This window comes from Pseudomonas sp. PDM30, from assembly GCF_019218985.1.
In the GTDB taxonomy this organism is placed as follows: Bacteria; Pseudomonadota; Gammaproteobacteria; order Pseudomonadales; family Pseudomonadaceae; genus Aquipseudomonas; species Aquipseudomonas jessenii.
Genome location: NZ_JAHUWM010000006.1, coordinates 103,532 through 124,085 on the forward strand (window position 1 = coordinate 103,532; position 20,554 = coordinate 124,085).

General features: G+C 60.9%; 14 protein-coding genes. 7 read left to right on the forward strand and 7 right to left on the reverse strand.

Annotated features, from left to right (window positions below; all coding sequences use genetic code 11):
* Positions 1-21: 21 nt before the first annotated feature.
* Both KW840_RS15835 and KW840_RS15840 read right to left on the reverse strand, forming a co-directional pair.
* Positions 22-1,629 (reverse strand): carboxyl transferase domain-containing protein, encoded by a 1,608-nt coding sequence (locus KW840_RS15835; RefSeq protein WP_090456656.1) that lies wholly within the window; start codon positions 1,627-1,629, stop codon positions 22-24.
* Positions 1,630-1,641: 12 nt separating this feature from the next.
* Positions 1,642-2,805 (reverse strand): isovaleryl-CoA dehydrogenase, encoded by a 1,164-nt coding sequence (locus KW840_RS15840; RefSeq protein WP_007946948.1) that lies wholly within the window; start codon positions 2,803-2,805, stop codon positions 1,642-1,644.
* Between the two features lie 248 nt (positions 2,806-3,053).
* Here KW840_RS15840 and KW840_RS15845 point away from each other — a divergent pair, with 248 nt between their 5' ends.
* On the forward strand, positions 3,054-4,751 hold the full coding sequence (locus KW840_RS15845) for an AMP-binding protein (RefSeq protein WP_218496180.1): 1,698 nt from the start codon (positions 3,054-3,056) through the stop codon (positions 4,749-4,751).
* A 682-nt stretch (positions 4,752-5,433) separates the two neighbouring features.
* On the opposite strand, the gene KW840_RS15850 is transcribed toward KW840_RS15845, so the two are convergent.
* The 3 genes from KW840_RS15850 to KW840_RS15860 form a co-directional block, all read right to left on the reverse strand.
* Complete coding sequence (locus tag KW840_RS15850) at positions 5,434-6,333, reverse strand: hydroxymethylglutaryl-CoA lyase (RefSeq protein ID WP_150812596.1); 900 nt, start codon at positions 6,331-6,333, stop codon at positions 5,434-5,436.
* A gap of 146 nt (positions 6,334-6,479) precedes the next feature.
* Entirely contained in the window at positions 6,480-6,881 is a 402-nt protein-coding gene (locus KW840_RS15855; RefSeq protein WP_057714129.1) for a MerR family DNA-binding transcriptional regulator, read from the reverse strand.
* Between the two features lie 205 nt (positions 6,882-7,086).
* Positions 7,087-8,016: a LysR family transcriptional regulator gene (locus KW840_RS15860; RefSeq protein ID WP_090456650.1), complete on the reverse strand. Its 930-nt coding sequence runs from the start codon at positions 8,014-8,016 to the stop codon at positions 7,087-7,089.
* 165 nt (positions 8,017-8,181) lie between these two features.
* Here KW840_RS15860 and KW840_RS15865 point away from each other — a divergent pair, with 165 nt between their 5' ends.
* Positions 8,182-9,411: an acyl-CoA dehydrogenase gene (locus tag KW840_RS15865; protein WP_218496184.1), complete on the forward strand. Its 1,230-nt coding sequence runs from the start codon at positions 8,182-8,184 to the stop codon at positions 9,409-9,411.
* A gap of 195 nt (positions 9,412-9,606) precedes the next feature.
* Here the strand turns inward: KW840_RS15865 and KW840_RS15870 are convergent, their stop codons facing one another.
* Positions 9,607-10,947, reverse strand: coding sequence for a phosphate ABC transporter substrate-binding/OmpA family protein (locus tag KW840_RS15870; protein WP_218496185.1), 1,341 nt, complete (start codon positions 10,945-10,947; stop codon positions 9,607-9,609).
* A 198-nt stretch (positions 10,948-11,145) separates the two neighbouring features.
* Entirely contained in the window at positions 11,146-11,958 is an 813-nt protein-coding gene (gene xthA / locus KW840_RS15875; RefSeq protein WP_057714133.1) for an exodeoxyribonuclease III, read from the reverse strand.
* A gap of 285 nt (positions 11,959-12,243) precedes the next feature.
* Between xthA and KW840_RS15880 the strand changes: the two genes are divergently transcribed.
* The 5 genes from KW840_RS15880 (at position 12,244) to KW840_RS15900 (ending at position 20,545) form a co-directional block, all read left to right on the forward strand.
* Positions 12,244-12,894, forward strand: a complete 651-nt coding sequence (locus KW840_RS15880) for an N-acetyltransferase (RefSeq protein ID WP_218496187.1) — start codon at positions 12,244-12,246, stop codon at positions 12,892-12,894.
* A gap of 78 nt (positions 12,895-12,972) precedes the next feature.
* Positions 12,973-14,700, forward strand: a complete 1,728-nt coding sequence (locus tag KW840_RS15885) for an autotransporter assembly complex family protein (protein ID WP_102671588.1) — start codon at positions 12,973-12,975, stop codon at positions 14,698-14,700.
* The gene (locus KW840_RS15890) at positions 14,697-18,368 is read left to right on the forward strand and encodes a translocation/assembly module TamB domain-containing protein (RefSeq protein WP_218496189.1); all 3,672 of its coding nucleotides are present in this window, start codon (positions 14,697-14,699) and stop codon (positions 18,366-18,368) included. Before KW840_RS15885 ends, KW840_RS15890 begins: the two co-directional genes overlap by 4 nt.
* Positions 18,369-18,605: 237 nt before the next feature.
* Positions 18,606-19,079 (forward strand): MarR family winged helix-turn-helix transcriptional regulator, encoded by a 474-nt coding sequence (locus KW840_RS15895; protein ID WP_090456640.1) that lies wholly within the window; start codon positions 18,606-18,608, stop codon positions 19,077-19,079.
* Entirely contained in the window at positions 19,076-20,545 is a 1,470-nt protein-coding gene (locus KW840_RS15900) for an efflux transporter outer membrane subunit (protein WP_218496190.1), read from the forward strand. Before KW840_RS15895 ends, KW840_RS15900 begins: the two co-directional genes overlap by 4 nt.
* Positions 20,546-20,554 lie beyond the last annotated feature (9 nt).

Here is a 20,554-nt window from a genome sequence, read left to right on the forward strand (position 1 = left end):
CAAGCTCGCTCCTACAAAAAATCACATCCGGAACACGCCGAAGCGGCTCGGTTCGATTGGCGCGTTCAACGACGCGGACAAGGCCAGGGCCAGTACGTCGCGAGTCTGGGCCGGGTCGATGACACCGTCGTCCCACAGGCGCGCGCTGGAATAGTAGGGGTGACCCTGTTCTTCGTACTGGTCGAGGATCGGTTGCTTGATCTCGGCCTCCTGTTCGGCGCTGAAACCATGGCCACTGCGCTCGGCCTGTTCGCGCTTGACCTGCACCAGCACGCCGGCCGCCTGTTCGGCGCCCATCACGCCGATGCGCGCATTCGGCCACATCCACAAGAAGCGCGGATCGTAGGCGCGACCGCACATGCCGTAGTTACCAGCACCGAAACTGCCGCCGATGATCACGGTGAACTTCGGCACCTTGGCGCAGGCCACGGCGGTCACCAGTTTCGCGCCGTGCTTGGCGATGCCGCCAGCTTCGTACTTCTGCCCGACCATGAAACCGGTGATGTTCTGCAGGAACAGCAGCGGGATGCCGCGCTGGCACGCCAGTTCGATGAAGTGCGCGCCTTTCTGCGCCGCTTCAGCGAAGAGGATGCCGTTGTTGGCGAGGATCGCGATCGGGTAACCGTGCAGGTAAGCAAAACCGCAGACCAGCGTCGTCCCGAACAGCGCCTTGAACTCGTCGAACACCGATCCGTCCACCAGCCGCGCAATCACTTCGCGCACGTCAAACGGTTGCTTGGCGTCAGCCGGGACCACGCCGTACAACTCGTCACTGCTGTAGAGCGGGGCGATCGGCGTGCGTTGCTGAACCTCGCCTTGCTTGCGCCAGTTGAGGTTGGCGATGCTGCGGCGTGCCAGTGCCAGGGCGTGTTCATCGCTCTCGGCATAATGGTCGGCCACACCGGAAATCTTGCAGTGCACATCGGCCCCGCCGAGGTCCTCGGCACTGACCACTTCACCCGTCGCGGCTTTCACCAGTGGCGGACCGGCGAGGAAGATGGTCGCTTGTTCGCGGACCATGATTGCTTCGTCGGCCATCGCCGGTACATAGGCGCCGCCAGCGGTGCAGGAACCCATGACCACGGCAATCTGCGGGATGCCCATGGCGCTCATGTTGGCCTGATTGAAGAAGATTCGTCCGAAGTGCTCGCGGTCCGGGAACACTTCATCCTGACGTGGCAGGTTGGCGCCGCCGGAGTCCACCAGATAGATGCACGGCAGACGGTTCTGTTGGGCGATGGTCTGGGCGCGCAGGTGCTTTTTCACCGTCAGCGGGTAATACGAACCACCTTTGACCGTGGCGTCGTTGGCGACGATCATGCACTCGACGCCTTCCACACGGCCGATCCCGGCAATTACGCCAGCAGCGGGGACGTCTTCGCCATACACCTCGTACGCCGCCAGTTGGCTGATTTCCAGAAACGGTGAACCCGGATCCAGCAAGCGGTTGATGCGCTCGCGAGGCAGCAGTTTGCCCCGCGAGGTATGGCGTTCCTGAGCCTTCGGACCGCCACCTTGCGCCACTTGGGCGAGCAGGGTGTGCAACGCGTCGACCTGTTTGAGCATCGCCGCGCTATTAGCCGCGAATTCCGCTGAACGGGGGTTGAGCTGGGTATGCAGGGTAGCCATGTGCAGCTCCGTTTAGCGGGTTTCGTTGAACAGTTCGCGACCGATCAGCATGCGACGGATCTCACTGGTGCCCGCGCCGATTTCGTACAGCTTGGCGTCACGCAACAGACGGCCAGCCGGGAATTCATTGATGTAGCCGTTGCCACCGAGAATCTGGATCGCGTCGAGGGCCATTTGCGTGGCGCGTTCGGCGCTGTAGAGGATCACGCCGGCGGCGTCCTTGCGCGTGGTCTCGCCGCGTTCGCAAGCCTGGGCCACGGCATACAGATAGGCGCGGCTGGCGTTGAGTTGGGTGTACATGTCGGCGACCTTGCCCTGGATCAGCTGGAATTCGCCGATGCTTTGGCCGAACTGCTTGCGGTCGTGGATGTACGGCACGATCAGGTCCATGCACGCCTGCATGATCCCGGTCGGGCCGCCGGAGAGCACGACACGCTCGTAGTCGAGGCCGCTCATCAGCACTTTCACGCCGCCATTGAGCACGCCGAGGATATTTTCTTCCGGCACCTCGACGTCATCGAAAAACAGCTCGCAGGTGTTCGAACCGCGCATGCCGAGCTTGTCGAACTTGTTGCTGCGACTGAAGCCTTTCCAGTCGCGCTCAACGATGAAGGCGGTGATGCCGTGAGGGCCTTTTTCCAGGTCGGTCTTGGCATAGATCACGTAGGTGTTGGCGTCCGGACCGTTGGTGATCCAGGTCTTGCTGCCGTTGAGCACGTACTTGTCGCCGCGTTTATCGGCACGCAGTTTCATCGACACCACGTCGGACCCGGCATTCGGTTCGCTCATGGCCAAAGCGCCGATGTGCTCGCCGCTGATCAGCTTCGGCAGGTATTTGGATTTCTGCTCGTGGTTGCCGTTACGGTTGATCTGGTTGACGCACAGGTTGGAGTGCGCGCCGTAGGACAACGCCACCGAAGCCGAGCCACGGCTGATTTCTTCCATGGCCACCACGTGGGCCAGGTAACCCAGGCCGGCACCGCCGTACTCTTCCGGCACGGTAATGCCCAGCAGGCCCATGTCACCGAATTTGCGCCACAGGTCGGCGGGGAACAGGTTGTCGATGTCGATCTGAGCGGCGCGCGGGGCGATCTCCTTGGCGACGAAGGACTGAACCTGATCGCGCAGCATGTCGATGGTTTCACCGAGGGCAAAGTTCAGGGATGGATAGCTCATGGGTCACCTTTTGGCTTTTTTGTAGGGTGGGGAGGCCGTGATTGGGTTCTCACCTTTACGTTAACGTAAGCCTGTGACGAATGGCTGTCAATCACCCTTTACGTAAACGTCAACTTGGGTGATTCTGTAGGAGCGAGCTTGCTCGCGAAGGACGTCAACGATAACCCGTGTTGTCTGGATAAACGCGGTGCCTTGACGTTCTTCGCGAGCGAGCTCGCTCCTACAAAATAAAGACAATAGGGGTCGTCATGGATCAACCCAGTGCAAGCCCGCAACGCAGTTACACCCGTGGTTCCCAGGACAAAGCCTTGCTGGCGATGACCATCGGCCAGGCGTTCGACAACACGGTTGCGCAGTACCCGGACGGGGAGGCGCTGGTGGTGCGCCATCAACAGCTGCGTTATACCTGGCGGCAATTGGCCGAGGCCGCGGACCTGCACGCCAGGGCACTGCTGGCGCTGGGGCTGCAAGCCGGGGACCGCCTCGGCATCTGGGCGCCGAACTGTGCGCAGTGGTGCATCAGCCAAATTGCCACCGCGAAAATCGGCGTGATCCTGGTCAACATCAATCCGGCGTATCGCAGTTCCGAACTCGAATACGTGTTGAAGCAATCCGGCTGTCAATGGCTGGTGTGTGCCGGGGCCTTCAAGACCTCGAACTATCACGCCATGGTGCAGGGCCTGGTGCCGGAGCTGGCGGAGCAGTCCATCGGTAAATTGCTCAGCGAGCGGTTGCCGGAGTTGCGCGGCGTGATCAGCCTGGATGTGCAGCCGCCCAGCGGTTTCCTGCCCTGGTCGCAACTGACGGATCTGGCTGGCAGCGTGTCTCCTGAACAATTGCGCGAGCGTCAGGAAAGCCTGCATTTCGATCAGGCGGTGAACATCCAGTACACCTCTGGCACCACCGGTTTTCCCAAGGGCGCGACCCTCAGTCACTACAACATTCTCAACAACGGTTACATGGTTGGCGAAAGCCTGGGCTTGACGGTGGCCGATCGCCTGGTGATCCCGGTGCCGCTGTATCACTGCTTCGGCATGGTCATGGGCAATCTTGGCTGCATCACCCATGGCAGTACGATGATTTACCCGAACGACGCGTTCGATCCGTTGCTGACCCTGGGCACCGTGGCCGAAGAAAAGGCCACCGCGCTGTACGGCGTACCGACCATGTTCATCGCCATGCTCGATCAACCTCAGCGTGCCGGGTTCGACCTGTCGAGCCTGCGCACCGGGATCATGGCGGGCGCAACCTGTCCTATCGAGGTGATGCGCCGGGTCATCAGCGAAATGCACATGAGCGAAGTGCAGATTGCCTACGGCATGACGGAAACCAGTCCGGTGTCGTTGCAGACCGGTCCTTCAGACGACCTGGAACTGCGCGTGACCACCGTCGGCCGCACCCAGCCGCAACTGGAAAGCAAGATCATCGACGAAGCGGGCAACCTGGTGCCGCGTGGCACCATCGGTGAGCTATGCACCCGCGGTTACAGCGTGATGCTCGGCTATTGGAACAATCCTGAAGGCACGGCGGACGCCATCGATCAGGCTGGGTGGATGCATACCGGTGATCTGGCGAGCATGAACGACGAGGGTTACGTGTGCATTGCCGGGCGCAACAAGGACATGATCATCCGTGGTGGTGAGAATATTTACCCGCGGGAGCTGGAAGAATTTTTCTTCACTCATCCGGCCGTTGCGGACGTGCAGGTGATCGGCATTCCTTGCTCGCGCTACGGCGAAGAGATTGTCGCCTGGATCAAGTTCCACCCCGGCCACAGCGCCACCGAGCAAGAGCTGCAAACCTGGTGCAAGGAGCGCATCGCGCACTTCAAGACGCCGCGCTACTTCAAGTTCGTCGAGGAGTTTCCGATGACGGTGACTGGCAAGATCCAGAAATTCCGGATGCGCGAGATCAGTATCGAGGAGTTGCGCGAAAAGCAGGAGTGAAGAGGAAACCTGTGGGAGCGAGCTTGCTCGCGATGAGGGTGTGACATTCAACATTTGTGCTGACTGATCCACCGCCATCGCGAGCAAGCTCGCTCCCACAGTGTCTTGCAGAGTTTTCAGAATCGCAGACAGCACAAAGGGGAGCCGAAGCTCCCCTTTAATTTTTGTTGCGCGTGCTCTTTTTTTATTATTGAGGGTCGGTCTGTTTTTGTTTTTGGCAACCGTTGCCCTTTACCGCTGTTTTTGGCGATCCCCATTCGGGATCAAGAGCAAACGTATTTTTTTGAGCGCTGATCTACTTTCTCGCTGAGCGATCCAACTAGTTCGGGAGCTACCTGAAGGTAGTTTTATTATTCTCTGCCCGGTTGCGGGTAACTCCGAAAAGCACCCTGAAAAGCACATCTTCTCCAAAAAAATCTGTTAGCTGCGTCTCTGCCGTGTTGTTTTTGTTATGTCAGAGTCGTTACGTCTTGTTTTTATTAGGTTTGCCGCAATTTTTTTATTCTTGTTATGCGATAGATATAGCAGGAGGCGTGCCAACTTTATAAAAGCCTTTAAAATCAATGGTTTGAGAATTTGTAGGGTTTTGCGCCTCAGGCAAAACCCTACATTTTGTTTCCGTGTTACTCGCTTGTGCCCACGTTTGAGTCCGTGCGGTAACACCCGGACACACTCAGCGCACTCACTGTGCGCTGCGGGCCTTGGCCACGCGGGAGCCGGTAGGGCGACCCAACACCGTGCAAATCTGCTGGCCGGCGAGCATCAGGGCGTCGAGGTCGATTCCGGTGTCGATGCCCAGGCCGTTGAGCAGGTAAACCACGTCTTCGGTGGCGACGTTACCGCTGGCGCCCTTGGCGTAGGGGCAGCCGCCGAGACCTGCGATGGAGCTGTCGAACACCGAGATGCCCTCCAGCAAGCTGGCGTAGATGTTGGCCACAGCCTGACCGTAGGTGTCGTGGAAGTGCCCGGCGAGTTTCTCCCGGGGCACCTCCTTCGATACCACTTCAAACATCTTGCGGGTTGCGCCAGCGGTGCCGGTGCCGATGGTGTCCCCCAGCGAGACCTCATAGCAGCCCATGGCATACAGCTCGCGGGCGACCACGGCGACCTGCTCCGGGGCGACATGACCTTCATAGGGGCAGCCCAGCACGCAGGACACATACCCGCGCACAGTCACCCCATGTTGTCTGGCGGCGTCCATGATCGGCCCAAAACGCTCCAGGCTTTCGCTGATCGAGCAATTGATGTTGCGCCGGGAAAACGCTTCGGACGCCGCCGCGAATACGGCCACTTCCTTGACCCCGGCAGCGAGGGCATCTTCGAAACCGCGCAAGTTGGGGGCGAGCGCGCCGTAGACCACGCCCGGTTTGCGCTGGATCTGCGCGAAGACCTCGGCAGAGCCGGCCATCTGCGGCACCCACTTGGGCGAAACGAAACTGCCGACTTCGATATAGCCGAGCCCGGCTGCGGTCAGTGCGTCGACCAGTTGCACCTTATCGGTAACACTGATGGGTTGGGCTTCATTTTGCAGGCCGTCGCGTGGGCCGACTTCGACAATGCGTACGTGGGTGGGGAGGGGCATGGGGTTCGACCTGTGCTGATTGTTCGGAGAACCCTGTAGGAGCGAGCCTGCTCGCGATGGGCTCCCAGGCACCGTGTTTATCCAGCAAACACGGGTTATCGTTAACGACCATCGCGAGCAGGCTCGCTCCTACAAGGGGTCGGGTTTTACTGAATGACTTCCTGGCTTTTGAGCGTCTGCTCCAGCGCCTGCACGCAGCGCTCTTCGGCGGTATCGAGTTCCAGTTTCATCTGTTCGATGTCCAGCATTTGCTGTTCAAGCTGCTCCCGGCGTTCGCTGATTTTCGCCAGCATGCTGTGCAACTGTTTGGTGTTACCGCTGGACGGATCGTAGAGCTCGATCAGCTCGCGGCATTCAGCCAGGGAGAAACCGATGCGCTTGCCCCGCAGGATCAGCTTCAGGCTGACCTTGTCGCGGGGCGAGTAAATGCGTTCCTGGCCACGGCGCTCGGGGCTGAGCAGGCCTTGCTCTTCATAAAAGCGAATGGCACGGGTGGTGATGTCGAGCTCGCGGGCGAGATCGGAAATGCTGTAGGTCTGGCTGCTCATGGACGCGCTCGCAAAAGGTCATGGCGCTAAGCTAATGGCAGGTTGACGTTTACGTCAAGGGGTAGGTCTTTGCGGTGTGGAGAAGGGCCTCATCGCGAGCAAGCTCGCTCCCACAGGGATCTGTGTCGGACACAAGTATTGTGTTCACTGGATACCTACTGTGGGAGCGAGCTTGCTCGCGATGGGGGCACCTCGGTATCAAGCCCTACACCTTCTCGAGCTTTTTCTCCTGCGCCGTCACCTGCTGGCACAACTCGATCATCTGCTCGCGCATCCAACGGTTCGCCGGGTCCTGGTCAGTGCTTTCGTGCCAGTAGAGGTGGGTTTCCACCGGCGGTACATCGTTGACCGGCAGATAAAAGGCATGCAAATCGTTACGACGGGCGAAGCGTTCCGGTACGGTCATGACCATGTCGGTCTGCTGCAACACTTGTGAGGCCATCAGGTAATGCTGGGAGCGCAGGGCGATCTTGCGCTGGATGCCCATCTTGCCCAGCGCCAGGTCGACATAGCCGAGGCCGCTGCGACGACTGGAAATATGGATGTGGGTCAGGCTCAGGTAATCGTCCAGTGTGAGTTTTTCCTTGCCCGCCAGCGGATGCCCCTTGCGCATGGCGCACACGTAGCGGTCCTCCATCAACTTGACGTGACGCACCTGCGGGTCGGTGTTGAGTGGCGCATCCACCGCGAAGTCGAGGCGACCGGCGGCCAGTTCCTTGGTGGTTTCGCGACGTTTGGACAGGAAGCTTTCGATGATCACCGCCGGAGCCAGGCGGCGCAGGCGCTGGAACAGCGGCGGCAGGATCACCGCTTCGGTCAGGTCGGTCATGCTGATGCGATAGGTCTTGACCGCTTGCTGCGGGTTGAAAATGCGGCTTTCCTGCACCGACACGCGCAGCAGCGAGAGCGCGTTGCGCACCGGGCCGATGATGTTCTGTGCCATGGGCGTGGGCACCATGCCCTGGGCTGTGCGCACGAACAACGGGTCGTTGAAGGTCTCGCGCAACCGGGCCAGAGCGTTCGACACCGCTGGCTGGGTAATGCCCACAATCTGCCCGGCGCGGGTCAGGTTGGCTTCGGTGTAGATCGCGTCGAAGACGATGAAAAGGTTGAGATCGACCTTGCTCAGATTCATTACGCGGCTCTCTTATTGTGTGGGCGGGCTGACCGTGACGATCAGCCGATCATATATCGGTGATGAATGTTTATACACGCCGAGAATAGGCTAGGTAAATTATCAACGCTGTTCTAGCATCGATACATGACCTAAAACAACCTCCCCCAAGAAGGTATCTCGCTCATGGATTTCGCTTATTCGCCCAAGGTTCAGGAACTGCGTGAGCGCGTAACAGCGTTCATGGACACCTACGTCTATCCCGCCGAAGCCGTGTTCGAGCGCCAGGTCGCCGAGGGCGATCGCTGGCAGCCGACGGCGATCATGGAAGAACTGAAACTCAAGGCCAAGGCCGAAGGCCTGTGGAATTTGTTTCTGCCTGAGTCCGAACTGGGTGCCGGCCTGACCAACCTCGAATACGCGCCACTGGCGGAAATCATGGGCCGCTCGCTGCTGGGGCCAGAGCCGTTCAACTGCTCGGCACCGGACACCGGCAACATGGAAGTGCTGGTGCGCTACGCCAACGAAGAGCAGAAACAACGTTGGCTCGAACCGCTGCTGCGGGGCGAGATCCGCTCGGCGTTCGCCATGACCGAACCGGATGTCGCGTCCTCCGACGCCACCAACATGGCCGCCCGTGCCGAGCGCGATGGCGACGAGTGGGTGATCAACGGCAAGAAATGGTGGACCTCGGGTGCTTGCGACCCGCGCTGCAAAATCCTGATTTTCATGGGCCTGAGCAATCCGGATGCGCCACGTCACGCCCAGCACTCGATGATTCTGGTGCCGGTGGATGCGCCCGGTGTGAAGATCGTGCGTCCACTGCCGGTGTTCGGTTACGACGATGCACCTCATGGGCACGCCGAAGTGCATTTCGAAAACGTACGGGTGCCATACGAAAACGTCCTGCTGGGCGAAGGACGCGGCTTCGAAATTGCTCAAGGTCGCCTTGGCCCTGGCCGGATTCACCATTGCATGCGTTCGATCGGCATGGCCGAGCGCGCCCTGGAACTGATGTGCAAGCGCTCGGTGAACCGCACGGCGTTCGGCAAGCCTCTGGCACGCCTGGGCGGCAACATCGACAAGATCGCCGACTCGCGGATGGAAATCGACATGGCACGCCTGCTGACGTTGAAAGCGGCGTACATGATGGACACCGTCGGCAACAAAGTGGCGAAAAGCGAGATCGCGCAGATCAAGGTCGTCGCGCCAAACGTGGCATTGCGGGTGATCGACCGGGCGATCCAGATCCATGGCGGGGCAGGGGTTTCCAACGATTTCCCGCTGGCCTACATGTATGCAATGCAACGCACCCTGCGCCTGGCCGACGGCCCGGACGAAGTGCACCGTGCGGCAATCGGCAAGTTCGAAATCGGCAAATATGTGCCGAAGGAGATGATGCGTAGCGGGCAATAAGACCGCAAAAAAATTGTGGGCAGTGAGTATTTGTGGCGAGGGGGCTTGCCCCCGTTGGACCGCGAAGCGGGCCTGAATCCATTCACCGTGTTGGCTCTGATACAACGCGGTGGATGATTCACGACTGCTTCGCAGCCGAACGGGGCGGTGCGGCGTTCCGACAAGCCCCCTCGCCACATTTGTTCGCATTTCAATTCAATACACCCAAACCTCAACTCGCCGATTCTTGATCCTTCCCTCATCGGCGCTATTGGCCGCCACCGGCATTTCGGCACCGAATCCGCGAATCTCGCGAAACACCACGCCGCTCTTCACCAACTCCCGCCGTACCGCCATGGCCCGCAGCTTCGACAACAGATCGGCGCGCGCCGGGTCGCTCTTGGCATCGCCAAACCCCACCAGCGTCACTTGCCCAGCCGTTTTGTCGTGCTGCTTTATATAGTCGAGCACCCGCCACAGGTCTTGTCGGGCCTTGTTGTCCAGGGTGGCGCTGCCTTCCTCGAAACGGAAGTTCACCGACAACCGCTGAGCATGTCTGCTTAGCGCCTGATAACCCTCTGGCATCAACGCATTAGGGGTAACGGCCATGGCCTGGACGGTTTGGGCAATAAAACCGTTGGCGGCCACAATGGCCTGACCCTTAGTGCTTTGGGCAAACGCCACCAGGGCATTGGCCCAGGGATTTTTCCCGTTGGGTGGCAGATAGAAGAACAGCCGACGGGACAGCGGATAATCTTCCGTGGCAATCAGGCTGTTGAGCGGCGGCATGGCTTGCGATTGACCGTCGATAATGGCCACGGCTTTAGCCTGGCGCACGTAGGGCAAACCGATGAAACCGATGCCTTGCGGGTCGGCGCTGACCGCATCGGACAGTTGTTCGCTGGACTCGAAGCGCTTCGCCGCACTGCCGAGGGTTTTCCCGTGGCCGCTGAGGACCAGTTCCTTGAAGGTGTCGTAGGTCCCGGACTGATTATCCCGTGCATACAGATGAATCGGCCCGCCGCGACCGCCAATGTCTTCCCAGCTCTTCACCTCGCCACTGAAAATGCGCGCCAGTTGCACGGTGTCGAGTTGGTTCAGCGGATTGTCCGGATGAAGGATGATCGCCAGGCCATCGATGGCAATGACCTGTTCGGCGCTCGGGCTTTTCAGGTCACCGAGCGATTGCAGGCTGGCCAGTTCGCTGTCCTTGATCGGGCGCGACGAGGCGGCCAGATCGGCGCTGGCTGCTTTGAGTGCAGTGAAACCGGTGCTGGAGCCATGGGCCGCTACCTCCACCACGACCCGACGGCCCTGAACGGTTTCGCCGACGATGCGCAGTTCGTTGGCGGTGTCCGGGGTTTCACGGCGGATCTTGCGCAGGCCCTGTTCACTCAACAGACCCTCTACCAGCGCCGGCCCCAATGCCGCACCGATGGTGTTGGAACCCTGAATCCGCAGCGCCGGGCCGTGTTCGGGTGTCGGCAAGTCGCCGGCCGAGGCCGCCTGCGGCAAGCCCGTGCACAGCATCAACAGGAACAACACGCGCAGCATCATGCCGGCACCATATATAGCCAAAGGAGGTGTCGGGAGATTAAGTCAGTAAGGTTTCCGAAAAATGACAAGTTGCAGTGGTGGTCCCCTGTGGGAGCGAGCTTGCTCGCGATGGGGCCTTTACATTCAATATCGATGTTGAATGTAAGACTGCTATCGCGAGCAAGCTCGCTCCCACAGGGGATTGTGGTTGGTCCTGAATCAGCTCAACTCAAGCCAGATCGGCGCATGGTCCGAAGGTTTTTCCATGCCTCGCAGTTCATAGTCCACACCGGCAGCCTTCACCCGTGGCAACAGGCCGTGGGAGGCGAGGATCAGGTCGATGCGCAGGCCACGCTTGGGCTCGTCTTCGAAGCCACGGCTGCGATAGTCGAACCAGCTGAAGGTGTCGGTCACGTCCGGGTTCAAGTGACGGAAACTGTCGACCAGGCCCCAGTTCTTCAGACGGGCCATCCACTCGCGCTCTTCCGGCAGGAAGCTGCACTTGCCGGTTTTCAGCCATCGCTTCATGTTGTCCGGGCCGATGCCGATGTCGCAGTCTTCCGGGGAAATGTTCACATCGCCCATCACCACCAGCGGCTGGTCGTTCTTGAACTGGCTTTCCAGCAATTGCTGCAAATCGCCGTAGAAACGCTGCTTGGCCGGGAACTTGGTCGGGTGGTCGCGGCTTTCGCCCTGTGGGAAATAACCGTTCATGATGGTCACCGGTACGCCGTTGGCGTCGGCGAAGGTGCCCCAGATGAAGCGTCGTTGGGCGTCTTCTTCGTCGGTGGCGAAACCTTTATGCAGGGCCAGCGGCTCCTGGCGCGAGAGCAGGGCGACGCCGTAATGGCCTTTTTGCCCGTGGAAGTACACGTGATAACCCAGGGCCTGCACCTCGGCCAGCGGGAACTGTTCGTCGTGGACCTTGGTTTCCTGCAAGCCGATCACATCGGGCTGGTGCTTTTCGATCAGCGCCGCCAGCTGATGGGGGCGGGCGCGCAGCCCGTTGATGTTGAAGGAGACGATCTTCATGGTCGGCAGTCCTGGCAAAAGGGCGATGCTAGCTGACATGTGGGAATCGGGCCAGAGTGGGGTGAGGGGATTCGGTTTTGCCTGTCAGATGTGTATGGGCAGTGATGGCCCTTTCGCGAGCAAGCTCGCTCCCACAAAAGCAAGGCTGGCGCATCACCTGTGGGAGCGGGCTTGCTCGCGAAGGCGATTTCATTGCCTACACTCATTTCGGAACTGTGTCAGCGCCAACAGGCTCGTAACAACAAGAGCGCAGCCACCCGAGCTGTGCCGGGGAGATCAACCGTCATGCCCGAAACCTCGACCGCCATCGCCGATATTCACATGCTCGACAGCGGCTACGGCCGCGAAGCGCGTTCGTTGCTGTACCAGGCTTATCGACACGAGCCGACCTTCGGCTATCTGTTCGAAGCCGAGCGCCCCGGCTACGAACAGCGGGTTCGCGCCACAGTGCGCGAGTTGGTGACCCAGCACTTTTTTCAGGACCTGCCGGCCATCGGCCTGCTGGTCAACGACCGCCTGATCGGTATCGCCCTGATCGCACCGCCGCAACGTCGCCTCGGCGTCACCGAAAGTTGGGCCTGGCGCCTGCGCATGGTGCTCAGCACAGGATTTCGCTGCACCCGTCGCTACCTCGAATATCACGATGCCGTGGAAGCCTGTCTACCGAACGACTCGGTGCACGTCCTGCCGTTGCTGGGGGTTCATCCGCAGTTCCAGGGAAAACATTTCGGTGAACAACTATTGCAAGCCGTGCACAACTGGTGCGCAGTGGATGAAAATTCACAGGGCGTGATCCTCGATACCGGGAACCCTCGCTACCTGGAGTTCTATAAGCGCCAGGGCTATCAGGAAATCGGTGAAGTTGCCGTAGGACCGATTCGCGAGCACGTGTTTTTTCACCCCAATCCCCAGGTGTTACATACTGCAACCGCTTGAACGGCGAACTTTCTTTGCATGTCAGGCTCTATCACGCTTCCATGTTCATGATCCATGCTCGTGATAGCATCCGCGCCTATGAAGTTTCCAGGAAGAATTACCAGCGGTGTGCTGATGCTGATGACCAGCTGCGCAGCGCTGGCACAAAGCGAATTGGATGTACGGATCAAACCGTCCAATGACGAGCTGAAAGCCAATATCGAAGGCTATATCGGCAGCCTCGGCGATCGCGATGAAGAAGCGTTGCTGCGCTTCAGCCGTGGCGCCGAAGAACAGGCGCGCAAGGCCGCCCAGGCCTTGGGCTATTATCAGCCGCACATCGACAGTGAAGTGAAGGGCGGCGAAAAGCCGCGCCTGGTGTTGACGGTCGACCCCGGCGAGCCGGTGCACTTGCGCAACGTCACGGTACGTGTCGACGGTCCGGCAGCCTCCCTCAAGGCCTTTCGAATTCCCAAAAGCGACGCGCTCAAGCCCGGCGCCGTGCTCAACCATGGGCATTACGAGGACGCCAAGCGCCTGATCCAGAATCAGGCTTCGCGTTATGGCTTTTTCAGCGGCCGTTTCACCCGTTCAAAACTGTCGGTCGACCCCCGTGCCGGCGTCGCCGATATCGAACTGATCTATGAAAGCGGTCCGCGCTATACCTTGGGCAAGGTCAGTTTCGAGGGCGATACGCCGTTCGATGACGAGTTGTTGCAACGCATGGTGCCGTTCAAGACCGGCACGCCGTATGACTCGGAGCTGATCGCCGAACTCAACCAGAACCTGCAATCGAGCGGCTACTTCGAAGGCGTGCGCGTGGACGCGGCACCCACGGCGTCCAGGGACGAGGCGATCCCGGTGGACGTCAAGCTCGAAACCCGCAAGCCGCGGACCATGGGCCTGGGCCTGGGTTTCTCCACCGACGTCGGCCCGCGGGCCAAGGCCAACTGGACCCGGCACTGGGTCAACGCGCAAGGGCACAGTTATGGCTGGGAAACCGAAGTCTCGGCACCTCGGCAAAACGTCGGGCTGTTCTACGACATTCCGCTGGACCCGCCACTGACCGACAAACTGCGTTTTGCCGGTGGCTACCAGAATGAAGAAATCGCCGATAAGGACAGCCACAGCAAGCTGCTGACCCTCGGCCCCGAGTGGCACAGCAAACTGCCCAGCGGCTGGCAACGGGTGGTGTCGCTGAAGTGGCAGCGCGAGGATTACCAACTGGGCGATGACTCGGGACTCAGTACCTTGCTGATGCCCGGTGTGAGCTATTCGTACCTCAAAAGCGACAACCGCATCGACCCGCACAACGGCTATCGCCTGCAATTCGAATCCAAAGTGGCCAAGGAAGGTCTGGGTTCCGACAGCAACCTGCTCTACGGCACGGCATTGGTCAAAGGCCTGACCACGGTGTTCGATAAACACCGCCTCCTCGGGCGGGTGCAGGTCGGCGGCAGTGCCACCAACGGTTTCAAATCGGTGCCGCCATCGCTGCGCTTCTTCGCCGGTGGCGACCAGAGCGTGCGTGGCTACGACTATCAGAGCCTGTCCCCGGAAAACTCCGACGGCGACCGCATTGGTGGCCGCTACATGGTCGCCGCCAGCGCGGAGTATCAGTATTCCATCGCCGAAAAATGGCGGATCGCGACCTTTGTCGATCAGGGCAACTCCTTCAACACACTCGAACTGCCGAACCTCAAGACCGGGGTCGGTATCGGCGTGCGCTGGGTATCGCCGGTGGGGCCGATCCGCCTCGACCTGGCCCACGCGCTGGACGACGATGGCGGTATTCGACTGCACTTTTCCATGGGGCCTGAGTTGTGAAGCGTGGTTTGAAAGCAACACTGCTGACGATGGCGGCGCTGCTGGCAGTGGTTGTCCTGACGCTGGCCACGGTGCTGGGCACGGCGACGGGCAGCCGCTGGGCATTGGGTTTCGTGCCGGGCTTGACCCTGGAAAACTTCCAGGGCCGGCTGGGCGGGCAGTGGAGTGCCGACCGGGTGCTGTGGCAGCAGGACAGCAACCGGGTTGAACTGAGCAAGGTGATTTTCGCCTGGTCGCCGTTGTGCCTGACCCGCATGACCCTGTGCATCGAGCAATTGCAGGCCGATCAGGTCAGCCTGACGTTCCCGCCGGGTGCCGAAGAGCCAGACAGCGGCCCGATCACGCTCCCGGAGCTGAAGTTACCGTTGGCCCTCGAACTGGGAGAGATCAAGGTCGGCAGCCTGTTGTTCAACGGCAGCGAAGAGCTCAAGGGCTTGCAACTGGCGGCGCACTGGACGACGGCCGGTTTGAAGATCGACGCGGTGTCGTTGCAGCGCGATGACCTGAGCCTGAACCTGTCCGGCCTGTTGCAGCCCTCCGGCAACTGGCCCCTCAGCGCCTCCGGCAAGTTGACCCTGTTGTCGACGCCTGAGCCGCTGGCGCTGGCGCTGAAGGTCGACGGCGACCTGCTCAAGACCCTGAACCTGAACGCCGACAGCAGCGGTTACCTCAACGGGCAACTGGCCGGCGAACTGCAACCGCTGGTGGAAAACCTGCCGGCCGAGGTGCGGATCACCGCCGACGGCTTCAAGCCCAGTGCCGATCTGCCGGACACCCTGCAACTCAATCAGCTTGAACTCACGGGGGCAGGCGACTTGAAGAACGGCTACGCGCTGCTCGGCAAAGCCACGCTGCCCGCTGAGCAAGGGCCCGTCACCCTGGCGCTGCAAGGCAAGGTCGACGCCAAGGGCGCGCAGATCGCCGCGCTGGACCTGACCGCCAACGACAAGCAAAGCCTCAAGCTCACCGGACAGCTGGATTGGAGCAAGGGCTTGAGCGCCGAGGCGAAGATCGACTGGCTGGATTTCCCGTGGCACAGGCTCTATCCGCTCATCGACGAACCGCAGGTAGCGCTTCGCACGTTCACCGGCGAAGTCTCTTACACCGACGGCAAGTACCTCGGGCATTTCGCCGCGGCGGCGGATGGTCCGGCCGGCGCCTTCACCCTGGCCAGCCCTTTCGCGGGCGATCTGACGAAAATCTACCTGCAACAGATTCAACTCCAGGCTGGGCAGGGCAAGGCTGAAGGGCACCTGAACCTGCAATTTGCCGACGGCATTGCCTGGGACACCGCGCTGGACCTGTCGGCGATCAACCCGGCGTACTGGGTCGCGGAGCTGCCGGGCACACTGGCCGGGCCGTTGCGCAGCACGGGTGAGATGAAGAACGAGGTGCTCAGCCTCAATGCCGACCTGGACCTCAAGGGCAAACTGCGCGGTCAGCCAGCAGTGATCCAGGCCAAGGCCGATGGCCATGGCGAGCAATGGAACCTCAATACCCTGCAAGTTCGCCTCGGCGACAACAGCATCAGCGGCAAAGGCAGCCTGCAACAGAAACTCGCCGGCCAGATCGATCTCAAGTTGCCGCGCCTGGCCCAGCTCTGGCCGCAACTGCGGGGCCAGCTCAATGGCCGCGTGGATGTCGCCGGCACACTCAAGGCGCCCCAAGGCAAGCTTGACCTGCAAGGTTCGCAACTGGCTTTCCAGGACAATCGCCTGCAAAGCCTGAACCTGGACGCCACGCTGGACAGTGCGCAACGGGCGAAAGTCGACCTCAAGGGCAGCGGCATCCGGGCCGGTGACACTTCACTGGGAACCCTGACCGCCAGCGGCCAGGGCGATATCAAGAACCAGAAGCTGAACCTCGATCTGCAAGGGCCGAAGCTGAAACTGGCGCTGGGTCTGGACGGTGCGCTGGACAAAGGCAATTGGCGCGGACGCCTGGCCAGCGGTGATATCCAGGCCGGTGGCCAGGACTGGAAGCTGCAAGGGCCGGCGAAACTCGAACGTCTGGCGGACGGCAAAATCACCTTTGGCGCCCATTGCTGGGCCTCCGGCCAGGCCAGCCTCTGCGGTGAAGACTCGCGCCTGATGCCCGAGCCGAAGCTGCGTTATCACCTCAAGCAATTCCCGATCGACAGCCTCGCGCAGTGGTTGCCGAAGGATTTCGCCTGGCAGGGCCGGCTCAACGCCGACCTGCAACTGGACCTGCCGGCCAGTGGCCCGAACGGCCAGGTCAGCGTCGATGCCGGCGGCGGCACGTTGCGCATCAAGGACAAGGATCAGTGGCTGGACTTCCCGTACCAGACCCTGAAACTCACCAGCAAACTCACGCCCAAGCGCATCGACACCGAGCTCAACTTCGTCGGTGGCAAACTCGGCGAACTGATGGTGCAGGCGCAGCTCAATCCGTTGCCGAAGAACAAACCGTTGAGCGGCTCGTTCCGCTTGAGCGGGCTGGACCTGTCGGTGGCGCGACCGTTCGTGCCGATGGTCGAAAAACTGACCGGGCGCTTGAATGGCAGCGGCACGATTTCCGGTGGGCTGCTGGCACCGCAAGTCAATGGCAGCCTGCAACTCAGCGACGGTCAGATCTCCGGGCCTGAATTGCCGATGGAGCTGAAAAATCTGCACCTCCAGGCGCTCATCGCCGGTGAAAGCGTGCAACTGAACGGTGGCTGGGACAGCGGCAAGGCCGGGCATGGCAGCCTGAACGGCAACGTCGCGTGGGGCCAGGCGCTGGTGGTGGATCTGGCGCTCAAGGGTTCGCAGTTGCCAGTCACCGTCGAGCCTTACGCCAAGCTGGAAGTCGCGCCTGACCTGAAAATCTCGATGAAGGGCGATGAGTTGGCCATCGCCGGCAAAGTGCTGGTGCCCAGGGGCGACATCACCATTCGCGAGTTGCCGCCATCGACGGTCAAGGTCTCCGATGACACGGTGATCGTCGGTCAGCAGACCGAGGAGGGCAAGCCGCCGCTGGCAATGAAAATGGACATCGAAGTGCTGGTCGGTGAGGACAAGCTGAGCTTTGCAGGATTTGGCCTGACCGCGAACGTGCAGGGGCATGTGCACATCGGCGACAACATGGACACCCGTGGCGAGCTGTGGCTCAACGATGGGCGATATCGCGCCTACGGCCAGCGGCTATCGGTGCGCCGGGCACGCTTGCTGTTTGCAGGTCCCATCGATCAGCCGTACCTGGACATCGAGGCCATTCGCAAGACCGACGACATCATCGCCGGCATTCGTTTGAGTGGCAGCGCCGAGCAGCCGACCACGCAGATCTTCTCCGAACCGGCCATGAGCCAGGAGCAGGCCCTGTCCTATCTGGTGCTCGGGCGTCCGCTGAGCAGCAATGGCGAAGACAACAACATGCTCGCCCAGGCGGCCCTCGGGTTGGGCTTGATGGGTAGCTCCGGGGTGACCAGCGGCATCGCCAAGAACCTGGGCATCCAGGACTTCCAGCTGGACACCCAGGGCAGTGGCGATGCCACCAGTGTGGTGGCCAGCGGCAATATTTCCGAGAAGCTCAGCCTGCGCTATGGCGTCGGCGTGTTCGAACCGGCCAACACCATTGCCCTGCGCTACAAACTGAGCAAGAGGGTCTACCTCGAAGCCGCCGGCGGCGTGGCCAGTTCGCTGGACATCTTCTACAAGCGGGATTTCTAGGCCTGCGTTTTCGTTAAAACCGAGTCGCCCCCATTGCGAGCAGGCTCGCTCCTACAAGGTCCAGTGCGATCCCTGTGGGAGCGAGCTTGCTCGCGATGGCGTCAGTGTGGCCGCAACAAATTCCGACGCCATTGATCAGCTATTTACTAAGCATGCTAACTATTGCGTTGACATTCGCTGCCTAGGCAGTAACATCTTGACATACATTCACTGCCTAGGCAGCTAATTGGTGGTCAGATGAAACATTTCTCCCCGGAAGATTTCCAGAATTGCCATCTCGGCCTGTTGCTCGGGCGTGCCGCGCTGCTCAAGGACCGGATCATCGACACCCACATGGAACCCCACGGCATCACCGCTGCGCAGTTCAAGGTGTTGATCATCATCGCCCAGTACGGCGTCGATTCGCCGGGCGAGTTATGCCGTCACCTGTCCCTGGACAGCGGCTCGATGACGCGCATGCTCGATCGTCTGGAACAGAAAGGTTTCCTTGCCCGCCAACGCTCCGAGGCAGATCGCCGCCAGGTGCAGCTTGTGCTCACGGAAGAAGGGCAGAAGCTCGCCGGGCGGTTGCCGCACATCGGCGCCGAAGCCATGAATGAACTGGCCGGTGCCATCACTCCGGAAGAACTGAAAACCCTGGAGTTGATCCTGAAGAAAATTTTGGTGGCAGCCGGTGACGCGATCACGCTGCTGCGGGTAGGTGACAAATGAGCAGTAACCCCTTGCGTACCGGCTTGAGCCTGGTGCTGTTGGCCATGAGCGTCGCCGGTTGCGCCAGTTACAGCGGCCTGAAAACCGAAGGCGTCAGCCTCGACGCGAAGACCCTCAAGGCCGGGCAATCCCTCAGCGGTGTGACGTTGTCCCCCGCGGCCTGGCCAAAAAGCGACTGGTGGAAAAGCCTCGGCGACCCACAACTCGATGGCCTGATCCGCGAGGCCCTGCGCGACAGCCCGGACATGCAGATCGCCGATGCCCGTGCCCATCAGGCCAGCGCTGCCGCTTCTGCAGCCGACGCTGCGAGGATGCCGACCCTGGATGCCAGCGCTGGTATCAGCCGCTCGCGCCTGGCCCGGGACCAGGACCCGCTCGGGCAGGGTGACGCTTACGCCACCGTTCGCAACATCAGCACCGGTTTCAACTACGACTTCGACCTGTGGGGCGGTCAACGCGATGCCTGGGAAGCGGCCCTCGGCCAGGCTCGCGCCGCCGAAGTCGACCAGCAGGCTGCGCAACTGACGCTGGCCGCCGATGTCGCCCGGGCCTATAGCGATCTCGGTCAGGCGCACATCGTCTACGACCTGTCCAACGAAGACCTCAAGCGCACCCGGCAAATGCTCGACCTCAGCCAGCGGCGCCTGACTGCCGGGATCGACAGCCAGTACCAGTTCCAGCAGACCGAAAGCCTGGAAGCCACTTCCCAGGCCAACCTGATCGACGCCGAAAAACGCTTGAACAGCGCGAAAATTGCCCTGGCCGTTCTGCTCGGCAAAGGCCCGGACCGCGGCAATGAAATTGCCCGACCCAACATTCTTCAGCCGAGTGCGGTAGCGCTACCTTCGGTGCTGCCGGCCGAGTTGCTGGGGCGTCGCCCGGACCTGGTGGCCGCGCGCTGGCGGGTCGAAGCGGCGAGCAAAAGCATCGACGCCGGCAAGACCCGGTTCTATCCCAACCTGAACCTCAGTGCCGCTGCCGGCGCCGAATCCTTGCTGGGCGATGCGATATTTGGTTCGGCCAGCCGCTTCTTCAACATTGCACCGACGATCTCTGTGCCGATCTTCGACGGTGGCCGCTTGCGCGCCGACCTCGATTCCCGCGACGCCGATTACGACCTCGCCGTGGCGCAGTACAACAAAAGCCTGGTCAAGGCGCTGGGGGATGTCAGCGACAGCGTCAACCAGCTGCGTGACATCGGCCGGCAGATCGCCGCCCAGCAGCACGCCACCGACATCGCCCAGGATTCCTACAACACCGTGGTCCAGCGTTACGGTTCCGGCATCGGCAACTACCTGGACGTGCTCAGCATCGAGCAGCAATTGCTCCAGGCCCAGCGCCAGTTGGCCAACCTGAATGCCGAGCAGATTGACCTGTCGATCCAATTGATGCAGGCGCTGGGCGGCGGTTTCCAGCCTGAGGCCATCGCCTCGGCCAACGCCACGTCAGCCACGCTGACCCACTAATTCAAGGTA